The organism is Bartonella tamiae Th239, from assembly GCF_000278275.1.
In the GTDB taxonomy this organism is placed as follows: Bacteria; Pseudomonadota; Alphaproteobacteria; order Rhizobiales; family Rhizobiaceae; genus Bartonella; species Bartonella tamiae.
Map to the genome: position 1 here is coordinate 321791 of NZ_JH725147.1, position 16571 is coordinate 338361.

The window sequence follows — 16571 nt, forward strand, 5'->3', positions numbered from 1 at the left end:
ATTTGTCAGTTATGCACAGTTGTGAATAAAAGGATGTGGCTTTGCACACTTATCAACAAGGAGCTGTGAATCCTGTGATAAAAATGAATTATGGCTTTCATTTGCGTGTAATTTCTGAACGACTAAAAAACACTTACTTTAAGAATATATGATGTTATAGCGCACTATCTTTTTTCGTAAAGGAAACACATTGGTTTAATGAGTCGATATCTGAACCAGTTGGTATGTGTAGAGAGATAATCTATTAATATTTTATATGATTGGTGATGACGATAGAGTATATGCGCTTGATTCGACCTATTATAAAAAACGCTCATTACATAACAGTCTTAGTGACATAACAGTCTTAGTGTTTATGTAAAGGTGTTCAAATTCATTTTAAAATCGACATTCATATGTATGCTATAATTTTAATACATAATATATTGAACATAGTGATGGATTTCATCATTGATTTTATTGCTTCAAAAGGTCAAATTTTTCAATCGCGTCAATGTCATCATAATAGCTGGCTGATTGATGATAAAAACTTTTACAAATCAAACAGTAACCGCTCAAAATTACATAGATTAAAAATATATTGTGCGGCTAAAAATGATTGCTCAACAATATTATGCGCTATTCTTTTAGAAGAAACAATAATCTGTATTCTTGAATTGTTTAACAATCGAATTTAACAATCACTGTAATATTGATTATAAAGGCTATTAACAAAATAAAATTGAATTAATTTAAGAGGATAAAATGTCCGCAGATTCGCTTATTCTTGCTTCCTTAAGCCCATTTCGTGCGGAGCTTTTAAAAAATGCAGGTGTAAATTTTGCTATTGAAGGTGCGCAAATTGATGAACGTAAAGTTGAAGCGACTTTTGATGAGCGTTCTCCTGAAACAATAGCTATAAATTTAAGCCAAGCCAAGGCATGTGACGTTTCAAAGCGCTTTCCATCAGCTCTTATTATTGGTTGTGATCAAACCCTCGATTTTAATGGGCAATTATTGCATAAAGCGGCAACTATGGAAGACGCGCGTCAACGATTATTAACTTTATCTGGGAAAATACATTATTTACACAGCGCTATCAGTCTTTTTAAAAATGGTACACATTTGTGGTCTGATGTTTCCACCGCGACAATGACCATGCGCATTTTAGCTCCTGATTATATTGGTCGCTATTTATCTCGTGTTGGACAAGATGTTTTATCATCTGTGGGAGCTTATCAAATTGAGGGAGAGGGCATCCAGTTATTTGATAAAATTGAAGGCGATAGTTTTACTATAATTGGATTGCCTTTATTGCAATTGCTTAAAAAATTGCGTGCTATGGGTGTTATTGATGGATAATTGTGAAACGGTGATAAAGTTAAAAGGACCTAAAGCTTTTGTTGTCGGATATCCCATAGGACATTCACGCTCGCCTCATATTCACCAAACATGGTTAGAACGTTATCAATGTGAGGGGTCTTATGAAAGTCTTGAAATAACGCCACAATATTTTCCCAAATTTTTAAAAAACCTTAAAAAACATCAATTTTGTGGTGGAAATGTAACTCTTCCTCATAAACACGTCGCATTTCAAATTGCTGAAAAAAAAGATGATGTATCCATTATGATAGGTGCGGCAAATACTTTGTGGTATGAAAATGAAATATTATGTGCGGGCAATACAGATGCTTATGGTTTTTCTAAAAATTTAGATGATTATGCGCCAGGATGGGCTGGTGATGTTGCCATTGTGCTTGGAGCAGGAGGGGCATCACGCGCTGTCATTTATGCCCTTAAAAAACGTGGTTTTGAACGTATTTATCTTTATAATAGGACATTTTCTCGGGCGCAAGAATTGGTAGACCATTTTGGTGCACCTCTTCACGCTTATGAATGGCAAAAAAGACAAGAATTTTTGCCTGAAGCAGATTTAATCGTGAATACAACACCCTTAGGCATGACGACATCGCCTATTAATAGTTTTGATATAACAAAAAATAAGCAATCAAAGAATTCTTTGAATTCTACAACATTTGATCACGATGACATGTCATTTCATTCTGAGCAAACATCAAAAAATCTGCATTATGATAATTTTGAAGCTTTAAATTTGATTGATTTTGATAGCGCAAAATCGTCACTTTTGGTCACAGATATTGTTTACACGCCTTTGCAAACACCTTTTTTATGCCAAGCGCAAGCATATGGATTGAAAACGGTTGATGGTCTTGGCATGCTTTTGCATCAAGCTGTTCCAGGTTTTGAGCATTGGTTTGGTATAAAGCCAAAAGTTGATGATGATTTGCGTATGAAAATTTTGCGCAATATAAGGTGACATATGATTATTTTGGGGCTTACAGGTTCCATAGGAATGGGAAAAACAACAACAGCGAATTTTTTTAAATCGGCTGGCATTCCTGTTTATAGTGCTGATGCGACTGTGCATGAGCTTTATAAAAGTGAGCCAGCAACGCGTCTTGTAGAAGCGGCATTTCCGGGTACAGTTACTAATGATGAAGTTGATCGAAAAAAACTGTCCCAAATCCTTTTGTCGGATCAACAAAATTTTAAAATTTTAGAACGGATTATACATCCTTTGGTGCGTAAGAAAGAACGTGATTTTATAACAATGGCAAAAAATAATCATGAGCCACTCATTGTATTAGATATTCCCTTATTGTTTGAAACAAAGGCTGAAGAGCGCGTTGATAAAATCCTTGTCGTATCGGCTCCGTTTGATGTTCAGCGAGAAAGAGTTTTAACACGGCAGGGTATGGATGAAAAAAAATTTTATATGATCCTTGCCAATCAAATGAGTGATGAAGACAAACGCGCCCGTGCAGATTATGTTATTGATACGAGTAATGGATTTGAATGTGCACAATTGCAGGTTTTGGCTCTTATTCAAGATTTAAAAAATACATCATCAATATTATAATTATTATCTGATAGTGTATTTGATAAATTCTTTGGTAAAAATCATGTTTTATGATTTTTTTATTATTATGAATAAACGGATGTATAAAACGCCAGATGACTTTTTAAATGGCGTTTTATATTTATTGATAGCATACATATAGTCTTAACAAAAATAAAACAGATATGATTGATTGTCACCAATGCATTTTAAAACCTGCAGATGCTTTCAAAGCATAGCTGTCGCCGATATTTTCTAAGCTGCTCTTTATAGAACCTTCGCCATAAAGTGTATATTTCCCATCATGCCATTTATGAGAAATACCGCTACCTATACCTCCCCAAAGACGATCTTGTTGGTTTTTAAAACTTTTTTCATTCAAATGCACACGGACGCCATCTTGAAATTCATGGAAAAGATTAGCAATTGCATAAATACCAGTTGTGTTACTTGTGCCATTTTCAGCTTTTTTTATGGTTTCTTTTTCGAAGCTTAAACCAACGCGACCACGTAAACTTTCCGCTCTATCCAGAACGACATCAATATTATAATGATCATGAAAATCATCAAAATCGATTGACGACCAACTTAATTGTGCTTGAGGTGTCATAATCCATCCATTGGATAAGCTCATGCGTCGTCCTAACTCGCTTGAAAGTGCTAGACCTGTTCCGTCATTTGAGGTTATTAGTCCGCCTAGTTGCGAAGAATTGAGATCAGAATTATACCAAGTTCCACGGATAAGATTGTCACTATAAAAACCATTATCACCATACCATGTTAAGCTTGCACCTATGCTATAACCGTCGGTATCAATCTTACCATCACCTGCTTGAGAACGAATACGTGACGCGCCATTTATATAGGAGACAATGATACCACCAACCAATTGTCCGTGGTCATTTTCTATGAAGCGACCATCAAGACCTGCTTCCATTTTATAAAGTGTTGTGCGAAAATTTGCATCACTTGTACTAATGTCTGCTTTATATTCTCCATATCCGCCTGTGATTTTGCTCCAAAAAGCGTTCGTTTCGCTGTTTTGTTGGCTATCTTCAGTCATCAATACGGCATTATCCCAATAACGTGCGCCAACGCGTTCGCGCATTGTGCCTGTCTGATTAAGCTCTAATAAGGTTTGCCCATAGGCTTCATAAATAGGAACGGCTGGTTGATAATGTGAGCGTAAATACCAGTTACCATCATGAGGCGTGGATACACCATTTTGATAAAGCGAGTAACCGTAAAGTCCTTGAATAAGTGATTTATGACCGCTTTTTGTTACATAATTACTATTGGCAAGGATAAATTCAGCATCGGAAGGACCATCAATTTCAATGAGTTTTATGCCTTCTTTTGTTGGTGCACCATAGCCACCTGCGCTGACAATTTGTATAGCACTTTGACCATATGCGCCGCCTTTAATATGCAATAGATCGCTTTTTGAATGATCATCATGCAGTTCTGTCGCTAAAATAATCGTGCTTCCTATAGAACCTCGATAAGATCCAACGCTTAATTGATGACCAGGATAAGGATTAAGTGGTGAGGTCAGTGCAAGTGTTGCATGATTGTTCAAAGATGATTTAAGATCACCACCACCAGTAAAAATAAGAGATCCATTATCAATGGTTGTATCACCTGTCCAATGGCTAAAACCGGCTAATTCAAGTGTTCCTGTCCCTTGTTTTGTTAAAAAACCTTGAGAAACGATCCCAGTTTGAGGACTTTTATAGTCGCCAATATCATTATACCAAGTATCATAAGCGTTAAATCCTCCTTTATCGGCATCCATTGTTAAGATAACATGGCCTTTAAAAGCGCCATAACCGTCAGCTGCATTAAACAAATTTAATCGTGCCCAACCACTGCCATCATCTAATGGCAGACCTGATTGTTGTTCAGTTGTGGCAAGAACCTCACGCAATTGTTCTTTGTTTAAATAAGGAAAGCGTGTGGCAATTAATATCTCTGCCCCTTCTGGTACGACAGGATCAAGATTGGTCGCACCAACAGCAGACATGCCATAAGTGAGCCAATAATTATAATTTTTCTTATTTTCTCTATGATCGTTGAAGCGATCATCTGGAGATTTGGCACTGGTGCAAATGGTAAGATCACCATAACAAGATGCATTTAACATGTTGCGTAAATCTGATTGTGCTGCAAGAAAAAGTGCTTGAAAATCGGATGTTGTTGTTGAGCTTTGCCCTGTGAAACTAGAGATAGGTTGATTAAGGTAATCAGGGTTATTATTAAGCATTTGCGCTAAAGCATAGGTTGTATGAATGCGAGCGCCAATAACATCAAGGGCGTAATGAACGCCTAGTACAATTCGGCTATTGCCGTATTCACCACCGCGTGTTAAAAACTCTTGATAACGTTCAGGGACCATCATAGCCATCAGCATAGTCGTAGTAAAGCCACCCGATGAATGCCCACTTGGAAACGATGCATTGGACGTAACACCTGGTAATATATCCTTTCCTGTAGTTATATTTTGACCAAAATAGTCAGTGCCAGAAAAGCTTTGAATCCTGTCAGGGGCAACTTGAACGGGGCGACTATTGCCAACCGTATTGGCATTTTCAGGATTAGGATTATAAGCAATGTCATAGATATTATAAGCGCCATCAGCAGGTAATGTGATCCCTTCAGCTGTGTCATTTGGGTCACCATTAATACTGCCATTAGCATAGAAGTTTTTTGCAAATGCTGAATCGCTACCTGTAAGTGTGGCGGCTTGGTTCATTAAATTACCAAAAGTCTCTGAAAAAGTTGTTATTTTATAGTCACGTGAGATTGTATTTTGAGCAAGATAGGCTTGAGAGAGTTGTGGCCCTAAAGCATCAGCGCCAAGCATTCCATTTGTAAATGAGCCAAGAAGATAAGCAATTGTATTATCATAAATAGCTTGCTGTCTTTGCTCGGCGGTTGCATTATTATTTGTCGCAATAGAAAATTCTAAATTTTCTCTTAAAACTTGTCGACCTTGCTCGGTATTATTAAGTTGGCTGAACCCACTTAAAAGTTCCGCGGCTTCAATATTCGGTACCGTTTGCGAATAAGCGTGTAACGGATTAAAAAATGACGAAAGCGCTGTTGAAAATGATAGTGTTAAAATGATCGATTTCTTTGATTGAACCATAATATTATCCCCAATGATACAAATCCCCATCTTCATCTGATGAGCCTTGTATTTTACACGCATGTGAAAATTTTATGAAACTTTTATGACAATGCACAGGTCTCGCATAAACGGGTTTTTAACGGCTTATATTCACCGCATGAACTTAACATTTTAAATTTCTGGGTATGAAGATAAATTTTTATATTTAAACGATGCGCGAAGATTTAAAATCACATAAGTTTTGATAAAACAATTAAAGTGATACAGTGTTGTTTTACAGCAAGTTTTATAATGAAAGCAGTTCATCATGCGAGAAATTATTTTTGATACGGAAACGACAGGTCTTCATAAAGAGAGTGATCGTATCGTTGAAATTGGCTGTGTAGAAATGGTGGATCGTTATCTTACTGGTAAGACATTTCACGTTTATTTAAACCCTCAAGGTGTTCTTATACCCGATGAAGTGGTTGCGGTTCATGGTTTGACTAATGAAAGACTAAAAGATGAACCTATATTTGATGAGATTGCTGATGATTTTTTGGACTTTATTGAAGGAGCAACGCTGATTGCCCATAATGCGAGTTTTGACTTAGGCTTTTTAAATGCAGAACTTGAAAGAGTTAAAAAACCCCTTATCAGTGTTGATCGTATCCTTGATACTTTGGCGATGGCGCGTAGAAAATATCCGATGGGTCCTAATTCTTTGGACGCATTATGCAAACGGTTTGGCATTGATAATTCTCATCGTACACTCCATGGCGCCTTGCTTGATTCAGAAATATTGGCAGATGTTTATATTGAGCTTATTGGTGGTAAACAGGGAGCTTTAGGCTTTGAAGGCATAAATAAACGGCTTAATCACAATGAAAATACGGCTCATCATTTGAAACATGTGAAGGTGCGGCCATCACCATTAGCCAGTCGTTTGACGCAACATGATCTTGATCAACATGCCGCGCTTTTAAAAAAAATTGGCGATAATGCGCTCTGGCACCGTTTTCAGTCGTCGTAAAATAAAGTTTGTTAAATGATTGAAAGCTTTGCTGATAATTCTATTCATGAAACGATGTCACCAAGAAACAGCCTTTATCGATATTATTATCAAATATGGTTATATTTATATAAAGTGTCATCAATAGCTCGTTTAAAAACATTAAGCAAAGAAGTAGATCTTAAAAAATTAGGCCGCTGTGGAGAGGGGAACCACAGCGACCTTATCACTGCTACTGCGCAACAGCCTTGAGAGGGGGATGGAGGCTGTTGCATCTGGTAATGGCAAGGGGACGATGCCTTATTTCCAGATAATCGACGCAGCGTCGATAGGGTATATAAAAGAATTCAAACATGGCTTTTCAAGGGCGAATAGATTAAGATTTTGTAACATATGCGTGAAAATCAAAAGGGGAAATTTTTAAAAATTTAAATTTATCTTCATGTTTGTTCTTTTCAAAACATTGAAGAGTTTTACATCTATTTAGTTTATAGATAAAAAAGATACATATTTAATATTTGTGTCAGATTATTTTTATTCATCATTGTCATAAAAGCTTGAATACATCGTAAGGGAATTTGTTTGCCACCCTTCAAGTGATGTTTTCACCAACCACAACACTATCCACACTTGAAAATATTCATAAGACTGCCATAAAAGACAGACGAGCATGAATTTAATGGAATAAAAAATGCAAAAAGATGATCACCTTTTTCTCGTCGATGGTTCGGGGTATATTTTTCGTGCTTATCACGCTCTTCCCCCATTAACGCGAAAAAAAGACGGCTTACCTGTTGGTGCTGTCGCGGGCTTTTGTAATATGTTATGGAAAGTTTTATGCGATGCGCGCAATACAGCTGTTGGTGTGGTCCCGACACATTTTGCTGTTATTTTTGATTATTCCTCACATACCTTTCGAAAAGAAATTTATCCAGATTATAAAGCTAACCGATCAGTACCACCAGAGGATCTTATCCCTCAATTTGGGCTTATCCGTCAGGCAACGCGCGCATTTAATGTACCTTGTATTGAAAAACAAGGCTTTGAAGCAGATGATATCATTGCCACTTATGCCAGTCTAGCCTCAAAAAAAGGAGCTAAAACGACGATTATTTCATCAGATAAAGATTTAATGCAGTTGGTCAATGAGCGGGTGGATATGTATGACGGCATGAAAGACCGTCAAATCGGTATTGATGATGTTATTGAAAAATGGGGCGTACCACCAGAAAAAATGATTGATCTTCAATCTTTAACAGGTGATTCAACAGATAATGTACCAGGTATTCCTGGAATTGGTCCCAAAACTGCGGCACAATTATTGAATGAGTTTTGTAGCCTTGACACATTACTTTCAAAAGCAGATCAAATTAAACAACAAAAACGGCGTGAAAATATTATAGCTTATGCGGAACAAACCAAAATTTCGCGCCAATTAGTGACTTTAAAAACAGATGTGCCGTTAGATATGGGGCTTGACGATTTATATTTAGAGCCACAGGATGGTCCACGCTTGATTGGTTTTTTAAAAGCTTTGGAGTTTACGACTTTAACACGCCGTGTGGCTCAAGCAACTGATTGTGATGCAGGTGCTATAGACGCTGCAGATATTGAAGTTGAATGGGGAAATGATGCTCATGGTCCTGATCTTGATAAAAATAGTTCTCATTTAGATAAGGCGCCAAATACTGAAAACAACGAGACTAAAAATAAAGATGATGGTGATGGTACACCACAAGACTTCGCGAATAAACGTAAAAATGAAGCGCTAAGAAAAAGTTTTGAGCGATCTGACTATGTGACAATAAGTGATGAAATAAGTCTTCAAAATTGGATTGATGAAGCCTGTGAGCAAGGCTATGTAGCCTTTGATACAGAAACAACATCTTTGGATCCAATGCAGGCAGAATTGGTGGGATTTTCTTTAGCCTTACGCCCAGGAAAAGCCGCTTATATTCCTTTAAATCATGTGAAGGGGAAAAATGACCTTTTAGGTAACGGGCGTTTAGAGGCTCAAATCACAGTTGAAAAAGCCTTAAAATTTATTAAGCCACTCCTTGAAAATACAGCGATTTTAAAAATTGCGCAAAATATGAAATATGACTGGCTGGTAATGAAGCAATATGGCATCGAAATTCGTTCTTTTGATGATACGATGCTTTTATCTTATGTATTAGATGCGGGCACCTTAACTCATGGTATGGATGCTTTATCGCAGCGTTGGCTTGGCCATAAGCCAATCACTTATAAAGAGCTCACAGGTAGCGGAAAAACGGCGATTAGTTTTGCAGAAGTTGATCTTGAAAAAGCAACTCATTATGCAGCCGAAGATGCTGATGTGACTCTACGTTTATGGCAGGTTTTGAAACCTCAGCTTGTAGCAAAAGGTCTTTCACGCGTTTATGAACGGCTTGAACGTCCACTTGTGGAAGTATTGGCTCGTATGGAACAAAGAGGTATTTTGGTTGATCGTCAAGTGCTTTCGCAACTTTCAGGTGAGTTGGCACAATCTGCAGCTGCTGAGGAAGATGAAATTTACACACTTGCTGGTGAAAAATTTAATATTGGATCACCAAAACAATTGGGTGATATCTTATTTGGAAAAATGGGTTTGCCCGGTGGTTCAAAAACAAAGACAGGGCAGTGGTCGACATCGGCACAAGTTTTAGAAGATTTGGCGAATGCGGGGCATGAATTGGCCAGAAAAATAGTTCAGTGGCGTCAACTTACGAAATTAAAATCGACTTATACTGATGCTCTTCCCAATTATATTTTAAAGTCGACAGGTCGTGTTCATACAAATTATTCAATGGCTGCAACTTCAACGGGGCGTTTATCGTCATCTGAACCAAATTTACAAAATATTCCTATACGGACAAAAGAGGGACGAAAAATTCGTGCAGCCTTTGTCGCTGCTCCTCATTATTCTTTATTATCCGCTGATTATAGTCAGATTGAATTGCGCGTTTTGGCGCATATTGCCGATATTAAAGCTTTAAAGAAAGCTTTTGATGAAGGATTGGATATTCATGCCATGACAGCATCTGAAATGTTTGGTGTGCCTATTGAAGGTATGCCTTCAGAAATCAGACGGCGAGCAAAAGCGATTAATTTTGGTATTATTTACGGTATTTCCGCTTTTGGTCTTGCGAATCAGCTTGGTATTTCTCGTGAAGAGGCGGGAAGTTATATTCGCACTTATTTTGAACGTTTTCCCGGCATTAAAGATTATATGGAAGCCACCAAGACTTTTGCACGTGAACATGGTTATGTTGAAACTATATTTGGCAGACGGGCGCATTATCCTGAAATCAATGCTTCCAATCCTCAAATTCGTGCCTTTAATGAAAGAGCAGCAATCAATGCACCTATCCAAGGATCGGCAGCTGATATTATTCGTCGTGCAATGATCCATATGGAAGATGCGTTAAAAATAGCTGATTTATCAGCAAAGATGCTATTACAAGTGCATGATGAATTAATTTTTGAAGTCGCTAATGATGAGATCGATAAAACAATACAATTGGTTAAAGATGTGATGGAAAATGCTACAATGCCTGCACTCTCTTTATCTGTGCCGTTAAAAGTAGATGCACGTGCCGCAAAAAACTGGGACGAAGCGCATTAGGCGTGTTTCTGTTTGACCAACGCCTATATGTACTGAAGATCTTGATACGTTATGAAAAAAAGTGAAAAATATACGTTGAAGAAAGTGTAGTTTAAAACTGTTTTGAAGGTCAAGCGATGAATATACTCGTTTAATATTCAATAAGTATAATGTCTCAATTCTTTTTATCTTACTGTAAAATTTTATATTCTAATATAGATTTTTTTAAAAAATATTGCTATAGAAGCATTTTATCGCGTGTTTTTTTCATTTAAAAACAGATTTTTTAAGCCTTTTATAAAGGCGAAAGTGCCATGTTAAGCTCAATGTGAAAATAAAGAGCTTAACATTAATTTATCACAATATAGTATAAGATTTTATAAATGCACTATTAAGTTCATTCTTGAGCCGAAAATCATTTGTCACGAGCTGCTAATGTGCGTAATCTTAAAGCATTGAGTTTGATAAAACCTGCTGCATCTTTTTGATCATAAGCGCCTTTATCATCTTCAAATGTGACCAATGCATCAGAATAAAGTGATTTATCACTTTGACGACCTTCCACAATGACATTGCCCTTGTAAAGTTTTAGGGTTACTTCCCCTTCAACATGTTCTTGACTTAAATCAATGGCGGCTTGCAGCATTTTACGTTCTGGTGAAAACCAAAATCCATAATAAATCAATTCAGCATAGCGTGGCATCAATTCATCTTTTAGATGTGCCGCCCCGCGATCAAGTGTGATCGATTCAATTGCACGATGTGCTTGAAGCAAAATTGTCCCCCCGGGCGTTTCATAAATACCGCGAGATTTCATACCCACAAAGCGATTTTCTACCAAATCCAATCGACCAATACCGTTATCTCGGCCTAAATCATTTAATGTTTTAAGGAGTTTTGCAGGCGATAAGGCTTGTCCATTAATGGATATAGGATCGCCTTTTTTAAAGCCGATCGTTATGATTGTTGCTTTATCTGGTGCAGCTTCAGGCGAAACTGTGCGCATATGCACATATTCCGCGGCTGGAATGGAAGGATCTTCTAAAATTTTCCCTTCTGATGATGAGTGCAAAAGATTGGCATCTACAGAAAAAGGTGCTTCGCCCTGTTTGTCTTTCGATACAGGAATTTGATGGGCTTGCGCAAAATTCAGAAGATCTGTGCGGCTTTTAAATTGCCAATCGCGCCAAGGCGCAATAATTTTAATGTCTGGATTAAGTGCATAAGCAGAAAGTTCAAAGCGAACTTGATCATTACCTTTACCAGTAGCACCATGCGCAATGGCATCCGCTCCTGTTTCTCGTGCAATTTCAATTAATCGTTTGGATATAAGGGGGCGCGCAATAGAAGTGCCAAGCAAATACACCCCTTCATAAATAGCATTGGCACGAAACATTGGAAAAACATAATCACGTACAAATTCTTCACGTAGATCTTCAATATAAATTTCTTTGATGCCCATAAGTTCAGCTTTTTTACGGGCAGGTTCAAGCTCTTCTCCTTGTCCTAAATCAGCTGTAAATGTCACGACTTCAGCGCCTATTTCGGTTTGTAACCATTTTAAGATAATTGAAGTATCAAGCCCACCTGAATAAGCCAGTACGACCTTTTTAACGTCTTTCCATTTTTCCATTCTTTTATCCAATATTGTGATGCTGGTTGGTTTTCTTCTTCTGTTTTATCAGTTGATGACGATCATGCAAGTGAACAAAATAAAATCAGCTGAAAGTGGTGATCAACAATGTTGAATATGATTGATCAGATAAAATCAAAAACATAAAAAGTGAACGAAGAAACGGATTAAATCCCTTATCAACCATTCAATATGAACAATGCTTAAGAGAAAGCTGATAGATTATTGATGTATTTTTATGAAAAACAAGGAAACGTTTATATAAAAAGATTGAAAATATCGTGTATTAAACTGTAAAAAAGGAAAATTATGCTTATTTTATTTAAATTTTAGTCATTTTCATATGTATATTGTGAAACATTGATAGAAGAAGCACAGAAGTTTGATAGGCGAAAATGATGTATTTTCATGTGACAAGCATTTTGCTTTTAATTTAAAACGGAAGATAGAATGACATTTTTACCAGATTGGCTGACTTTTATACAATTTGCAGGTGCTGTTATTATACTCACATTAATACCTGGACCAGATATGGTTTTGTTTGTGAGTCGCAGTATTGCCCAAGGTAAAGCCGCAGGTTTTGCTTGTATTTTTGGGTGCTCAACAGGTATTATTATACAGGTTATTGCTGTTTCGATTGGCTTGTCAGCTTTGATCATTGCTTCACCCACAGCATTTTTAGTTTTGAAAATTTCTGGTGCTCTTTATCTTTTATGGTTGGCTATAAAAACAATACGCCATAAATCGGGGTTTACACTTCATCAAACGCAAAAAGCTCCTTTGAGCTTTAAACGCAATTTTTTGACAGCGCTTGGTATTAATCTTTTAAATCCTAAAGTCCTTTTGTTTAATATGACATTTTTACCGCAATTTGTGCATGCAACCGATCCATATGCGGGAGCAAAAATATTATTTTTAGGACTTTCATTCATTCCAATAGGATTTCCAATCAATGCCGTTATGGTGTTTGCTGCACATCAATTTGCATCCCTTTTAAAAAAAAATCCTTTATATGTACGCATTCTTGATTGGGTCAGTGCAGGTATTTTTACGGCATTTGCTCTTCGCTTATTGGCAACACAAACAAAATAAAATGAGGTAACTATTAGTATTTTGAAACAAATTTTTCATTTCTAAGATTGTTATATAGAAAAATAGTGAAAATAATAGGAAATGAATATTTTTATAACACTTTATATTTCTTAATTATAATAAACACTATTTTTTAATCTTGTTTTAAAATTAGAGTTGTGCACGCTATCAAAAATTAATCCTTTAATTCAATTTTATACTCAATTTAGTAATATATGCTGTAAAAACTGTTTTTATTTTTTGCATTTAATTTGTAATTTTTTCGCCAGGATATGCACCCCAAATTTGATTTTGATTCACCCAACCGCGTGTTCTTCCAATAGTTAATTCACACCAATTACCATCACATTGGCGAATTCTGCCAATGACACCAGCTTCAAGTTGTGCTGCAAGATTTGAAGTTTCATTTGGCTCGCGATACATTGCGATTAAAGTGCTTTTATCTTTAGCCCAAGGGGCAATCATTGCTGTGCGTTGACCTGATACAAGGGATTGATAGACCCATCCTTCATCACCATCAGAATCTCGTATTTTACGCCATTGATCATATTCTTGTGTTATTTCAATTGGTAAACCCTGTTTTTGATAACTATAGATGACACTATAATTGCGACCTGGCCCAACACGGACATTAACCCGTGTTGGTTTGATGGACACAAAACGGGGAAGAGGTAAGCCACTTGGTCCAAGATTGGCGCTATCATTTTGAGAGGCCTCTTGCGCGTGAGCTTTATTTTGATCAAAATTTAGACTTAAACCATTTAAGTAAACACATAAACTGCTCAAAATAATAAAAAATCGCAACCATACCCAATTGCCCACTTTAAGACCTCTTCCTTTTGTTTTATATTCATTCACTCAATGATTATTCTGCTATAAGAATTTAGAATCAGTAGTTTATATAGCTTTTTAGCTATTGCATGAGACTGGTTAAAGAGGTCTCAACGATTAATAAAAAGTTCAATTTTGAGGCAGAAATTATTCTGGAACATTGCATGGATAGCAAAAAGAAACCTTTGGTTATTCTCACACATAAGCTACCTGAACCAGTAGAAAAGCGTATGAGTGAGCTTTTTGATATGATTTTTTCGGAAAATGATACTCCCATGACAAGAGAACATCTCATTGCTGCGTTACAGCGTGCTGATGTGCTTGTACCAACCATTTCCGATCATATTGATAATGAAATGCTCGATTATGCTGGTAAAAATTTAAAACTGATTGCCAATTTTGGTAATGGCACAGACAATATTGATGTGCAATCGGCGACAAATCGCGGGATTGTCGTGACAAATACCCCTAATGTGTTAACTGATGATACTGCTGATATGACCATGGCCTTAATTTTGGCTGTACCGCGCCGTTTGGTGGAAGGCGCGATTGTTTTAGATACAAAAGGGGCGTGGTCTGGTTGGTCTCCGAATTGGATGTTAGGAAGACGTATCGGTGGCAAAAAACTTGGCATTATAGGTATGGGACGTATTGGTATTGCCGTGGCGCGTCGGGCAAAAGCGTTTGGCCTTTCTATTCATTATCATAACCGCCAATGTGTTAGTCCCGCTATAGAACAGGAATTGGACGCGCAATATTGGCATAATCTTGATGACATGTTGACTGAAATGGATATTGTTTCGGTTCACTGTCCAGCAAAGACAGAAACACATCATTTATTGTCGTCAAAACGTTTATTACTCATGAAACCAACGGCTTATATTGTAAACACCGCGCGCGGTAATATCATTGATGAACAGGCTTTGGCACAAACTATTGCTAATGGAAAACTTGCGGGTGCAGGATTAGATGTTTTTGAAAGAGAGCCTGCAGTTACACCTCTTTTGGAAAATTTGGCAAATCAAGGAAAAGTTATTCTTTTGCCACATATGGGATCAGCGACATTTGAAAGTCGTGTCGAAATGGGCGAAAAAGTTATCATCAATATTCGTGCGTTTTTCGACCATCATCGTCCACCTGATCGCATAATACCTGAAAAAAGACGATGATTTTAAACGTTTAAATTTTTGATTGAAATCAAATTAATCTTTCCAAAGGATATTAAAAATATAGACGTTATGTTGGTTGTTTCACGTGAAATTTTATCTCTATTTTATGAGATAAGTTAAATATTAAAAAAAAAGCATAATAAATATTTTTCCTCATTCGCTTTATTAACGATTTTTTCCTGGAACCCATAAAACATCATCATGACCCTTATTATTTGCATGGCGTGCTGCGACAAAAAGAAAATCAGAAAGGCGATTGATATAGTGCAACGTATCCTCTTGCAAAGTTTCTTTTAAATGAAGAGCAACCATCGCTCTTTCTGAGCGTCTTGCTATGGTGCGTGCTAAATGGAGATGCGCGGCTAATTTTGTGCCACCTGGCAACACAAAAGATGTTAAAGGGGATAATGTTTTATTGAGATAATCAATTTCTTTTTCAAGACGATCAACTTGTGTCGTGGTGATGCGCAAATTTTCCTTTTTTTCATCATTTAGAGGAGTTGCTAGATCCGCTCCCAAATCAAACAAATCATTTTGAATACGAAAAAGCATGGCATCAAGCACATTTATTGCACAATTTTCAGTATGGTCATAATGAGTGTTTAAATCATTTTCGTTTGCTTGATATTTGTTTGTATTTATATAATTTGTTTCAAGGCGTGCGAGTCCAATTGCTGCATTTGTTTCATCAACATGACCAAAAGCGTCAATTCTTAAATCTGCTTTTGAACGGCGTGGCCCATTGACCAATCCTGTCGTTCCATCATCCCCTGTTTTTGTATAAATTTTATTAAGTTTGACCATTTTATAAGCCTTTAAATTTTAGTTCTAATCAACCGATGTGATAAAATTATCACATATTATGATGTGTCATCCAAATAAAATTCTAATGAAGACAATTGATTCTTTTATTTATTAATTAGAATTTTAAAAAAATTAAATCGCTTAATTTAAAGAGTTTTTTCACAATTATTTTTCTACATGTTTATTCAAATTTCATTGAATAATGTTGAAAGATTGAATTTTAAAATAAAATAACGCGTTGTTATGATTTGTGACATGAAACCCTAAAGAACTGAAATAATTTATCTTTCGTGGATTTTATTCTTGTATTTATGAACAATGTTCATAAGCTATATTTGCTTTTAAAAGAAATTATTTTATAAATGCCGCAAAGAATTTTGCACGAAAGTGTATAAAGTGATGCAAAATGACAGCA

At 36.5% G+C, this 16571-nt stretch carries 11 protein-coding genes; 7 read left to right on the top strand and 4 right to left on the bottom strand.

Going from position 1 to position 16571, the window contains the following annotated elements:
* Positions 1-744: 744 nt before the first annotated feature.
* Genes ME5_RS01595 through coaE form a run of 3 tightly spaced genes read left to right on the top strand, consistent with a single transcriptional unit; the run spans position 745 to position 2920 of the window.
* Positions 745-1341 carry a Maf family nucleotide pyrophosphatase gene (locus tag ME5_RS01595; protein WP_008037823.1) on the top strand — a complete coding sequence of 199 codons (597 nt, stop codon included), beginning with the start codon at positions 745-747 and terminating at the stop codon, positions 1339-1341.
* Positions 1334-2317, top strand: coding sequence for a shikimate dehydrogenase (locus ME5_RS10950; RefSeq protein WP_008037825.1), 984 nt, complete (start codon positions 1334-1336; stop codon positions 2315-2317). The genes ME5_RS01595 and ME5_RS10950 overlap by 8 nt, the downstream gene beginning before the upstream one ends.
* A gap of 3 nt (positions 2318-2320) precedes the next feature.
* Entirely contained in the window at positions 2321-2920 is a 600-nt protein-coding gene (gene coaE, locus ME5_RS01605) for a dephospho-CoA kinase (RefSeq protein ID WP_008037826.1), read from the top strand.
* Positions 2921-3095: 175 nt separating this feature from the next.
* Here coaE and ME5_RS01610 read toward each other — a convergent pair whose 3' ends face one another.
* The gene (locus ME5_RS01610; RefSeq protein ID WP_008037827.1) at positions 3096-6083 is read right to left on the bottom strand and encodes an autotransporter outer membrane beta-barrel domain-containing protein; all 2988 of its coding nucleotides are present in this window, start codon (positions 6081-6083) and stop codon (positions 3096-3098) included.
* Between the two features lie 253 nt (positions 6084-6336).
* Here ME5_RS01610 and dnaQ point away from each other — a divergent pair, with 253 nt between their 5' ends.
* Together dnaQ and polA are read left to right on the top strand one after the other, a co-directional pair.
* Complete coding sequence (gene dnaQ, locus ME5_RS01615; RefSeq protein WP_008037831.1) at positions 6337-7041, top strand: DNA polymerase III subunit epsilon; 705 nt, start codon at positions 6337-6339, stop codon at positions 7039-7041.
* Between the two features lie 670 nt (positions 7042-7711).
* Positions 7712-10648: a DNA polymerase I gene (gene polA, locus ME5_RS01625; RefSeq protein WP_008037833.1), complete on the top strand. Its 2937-nt coding sequence runs from the start codon at positions 7712-7714 to the stop codon at positions 10646-10648.
* Positions 10649-11042: 394 nt separating this feature from the next.
* Here polA and ME5_RS01630 read toward each other — a convergent pair whose 3' ends face one another.
* The gene (locus tag ME5_RS01630; RefSeq protein ID WP_008037835.1) at positions 11043-12260 is read right to left on the bottom strand and encodes an argininosuccinate synthase; all 1218 of its coding nucleotides are present in this window, start codon (positions 12258-12260) and stop codon (positions 11043-11045) included.
* A gap of 450 nt (positions 12261-12710) precedes the next feature.
* Here ME5_RS01630 and ME5_RS01635 point away from each other — a divergent pair, with 450 nt between their 5' ends.
* The gene (locus tag ME5_RS01635) at positions 12711-13352 is read left to right on the top strand and encodes a LysE family translocator (RefSeq protein WP_008037837.1); all 642 of its coding nucleotides are present in this window, start codon (positions 12711-12713) and stop codon (positions 13350-13352) included.
* Between the two features lie 246 nt (positions 13353-13598).
* Here the strand turns inward: ME5_RS01635 and ME5_RS01640 are convergent, their stop codons facing one another.
* The gene (locus ME5_RS01640) at positions 13599-14174 is read right to left on the bottom strand and encodes an SH3 domain-containing protein (protein ID WP_008037840.1); all 576 of its coding nucleotides are present in this window, start codon (positions 14172-14174) and stop codon (positions 13599-13601) included.
* A 173-nt stretch (positions 14175-14347) separates the two neighbouring features.
* Here ME5_RS01640 and ME5_RS01645 point away from each other — a divergent pair, with 173 nt between their 5' ends.
* Complete coding sequence (locus ME5_RS01645) at positions 14348-15352, top strand: 2-hydroxyacid dehydrogenase (RefSeq protein ID WP_008037841.1); 1005 nt, start codon at positions 14348-14350, stop codon at positions 15350-15352.
* 165 nt (positions 15353-15517) lie between these two features.
* Here ME5_RS01645 and ME5_RS01650 read toward each other — a convergent pair whose 3' ends face one another.
* The gene (locus ME5_RS01650; protein ID WP_008037843.1) at positions 15518-16156 is read right to left on the bottom strand and encodes a cob(I)yrinic acid a,c-diamide adenosyltransferase; all 639 of its coding nucleotides are present in this window, start codon (positions 16154-16156) and stop codon (positions 15518-15520) included.
* Between the last annotated feature and the right edge of the window lie 415 nt (positions 16157-16571).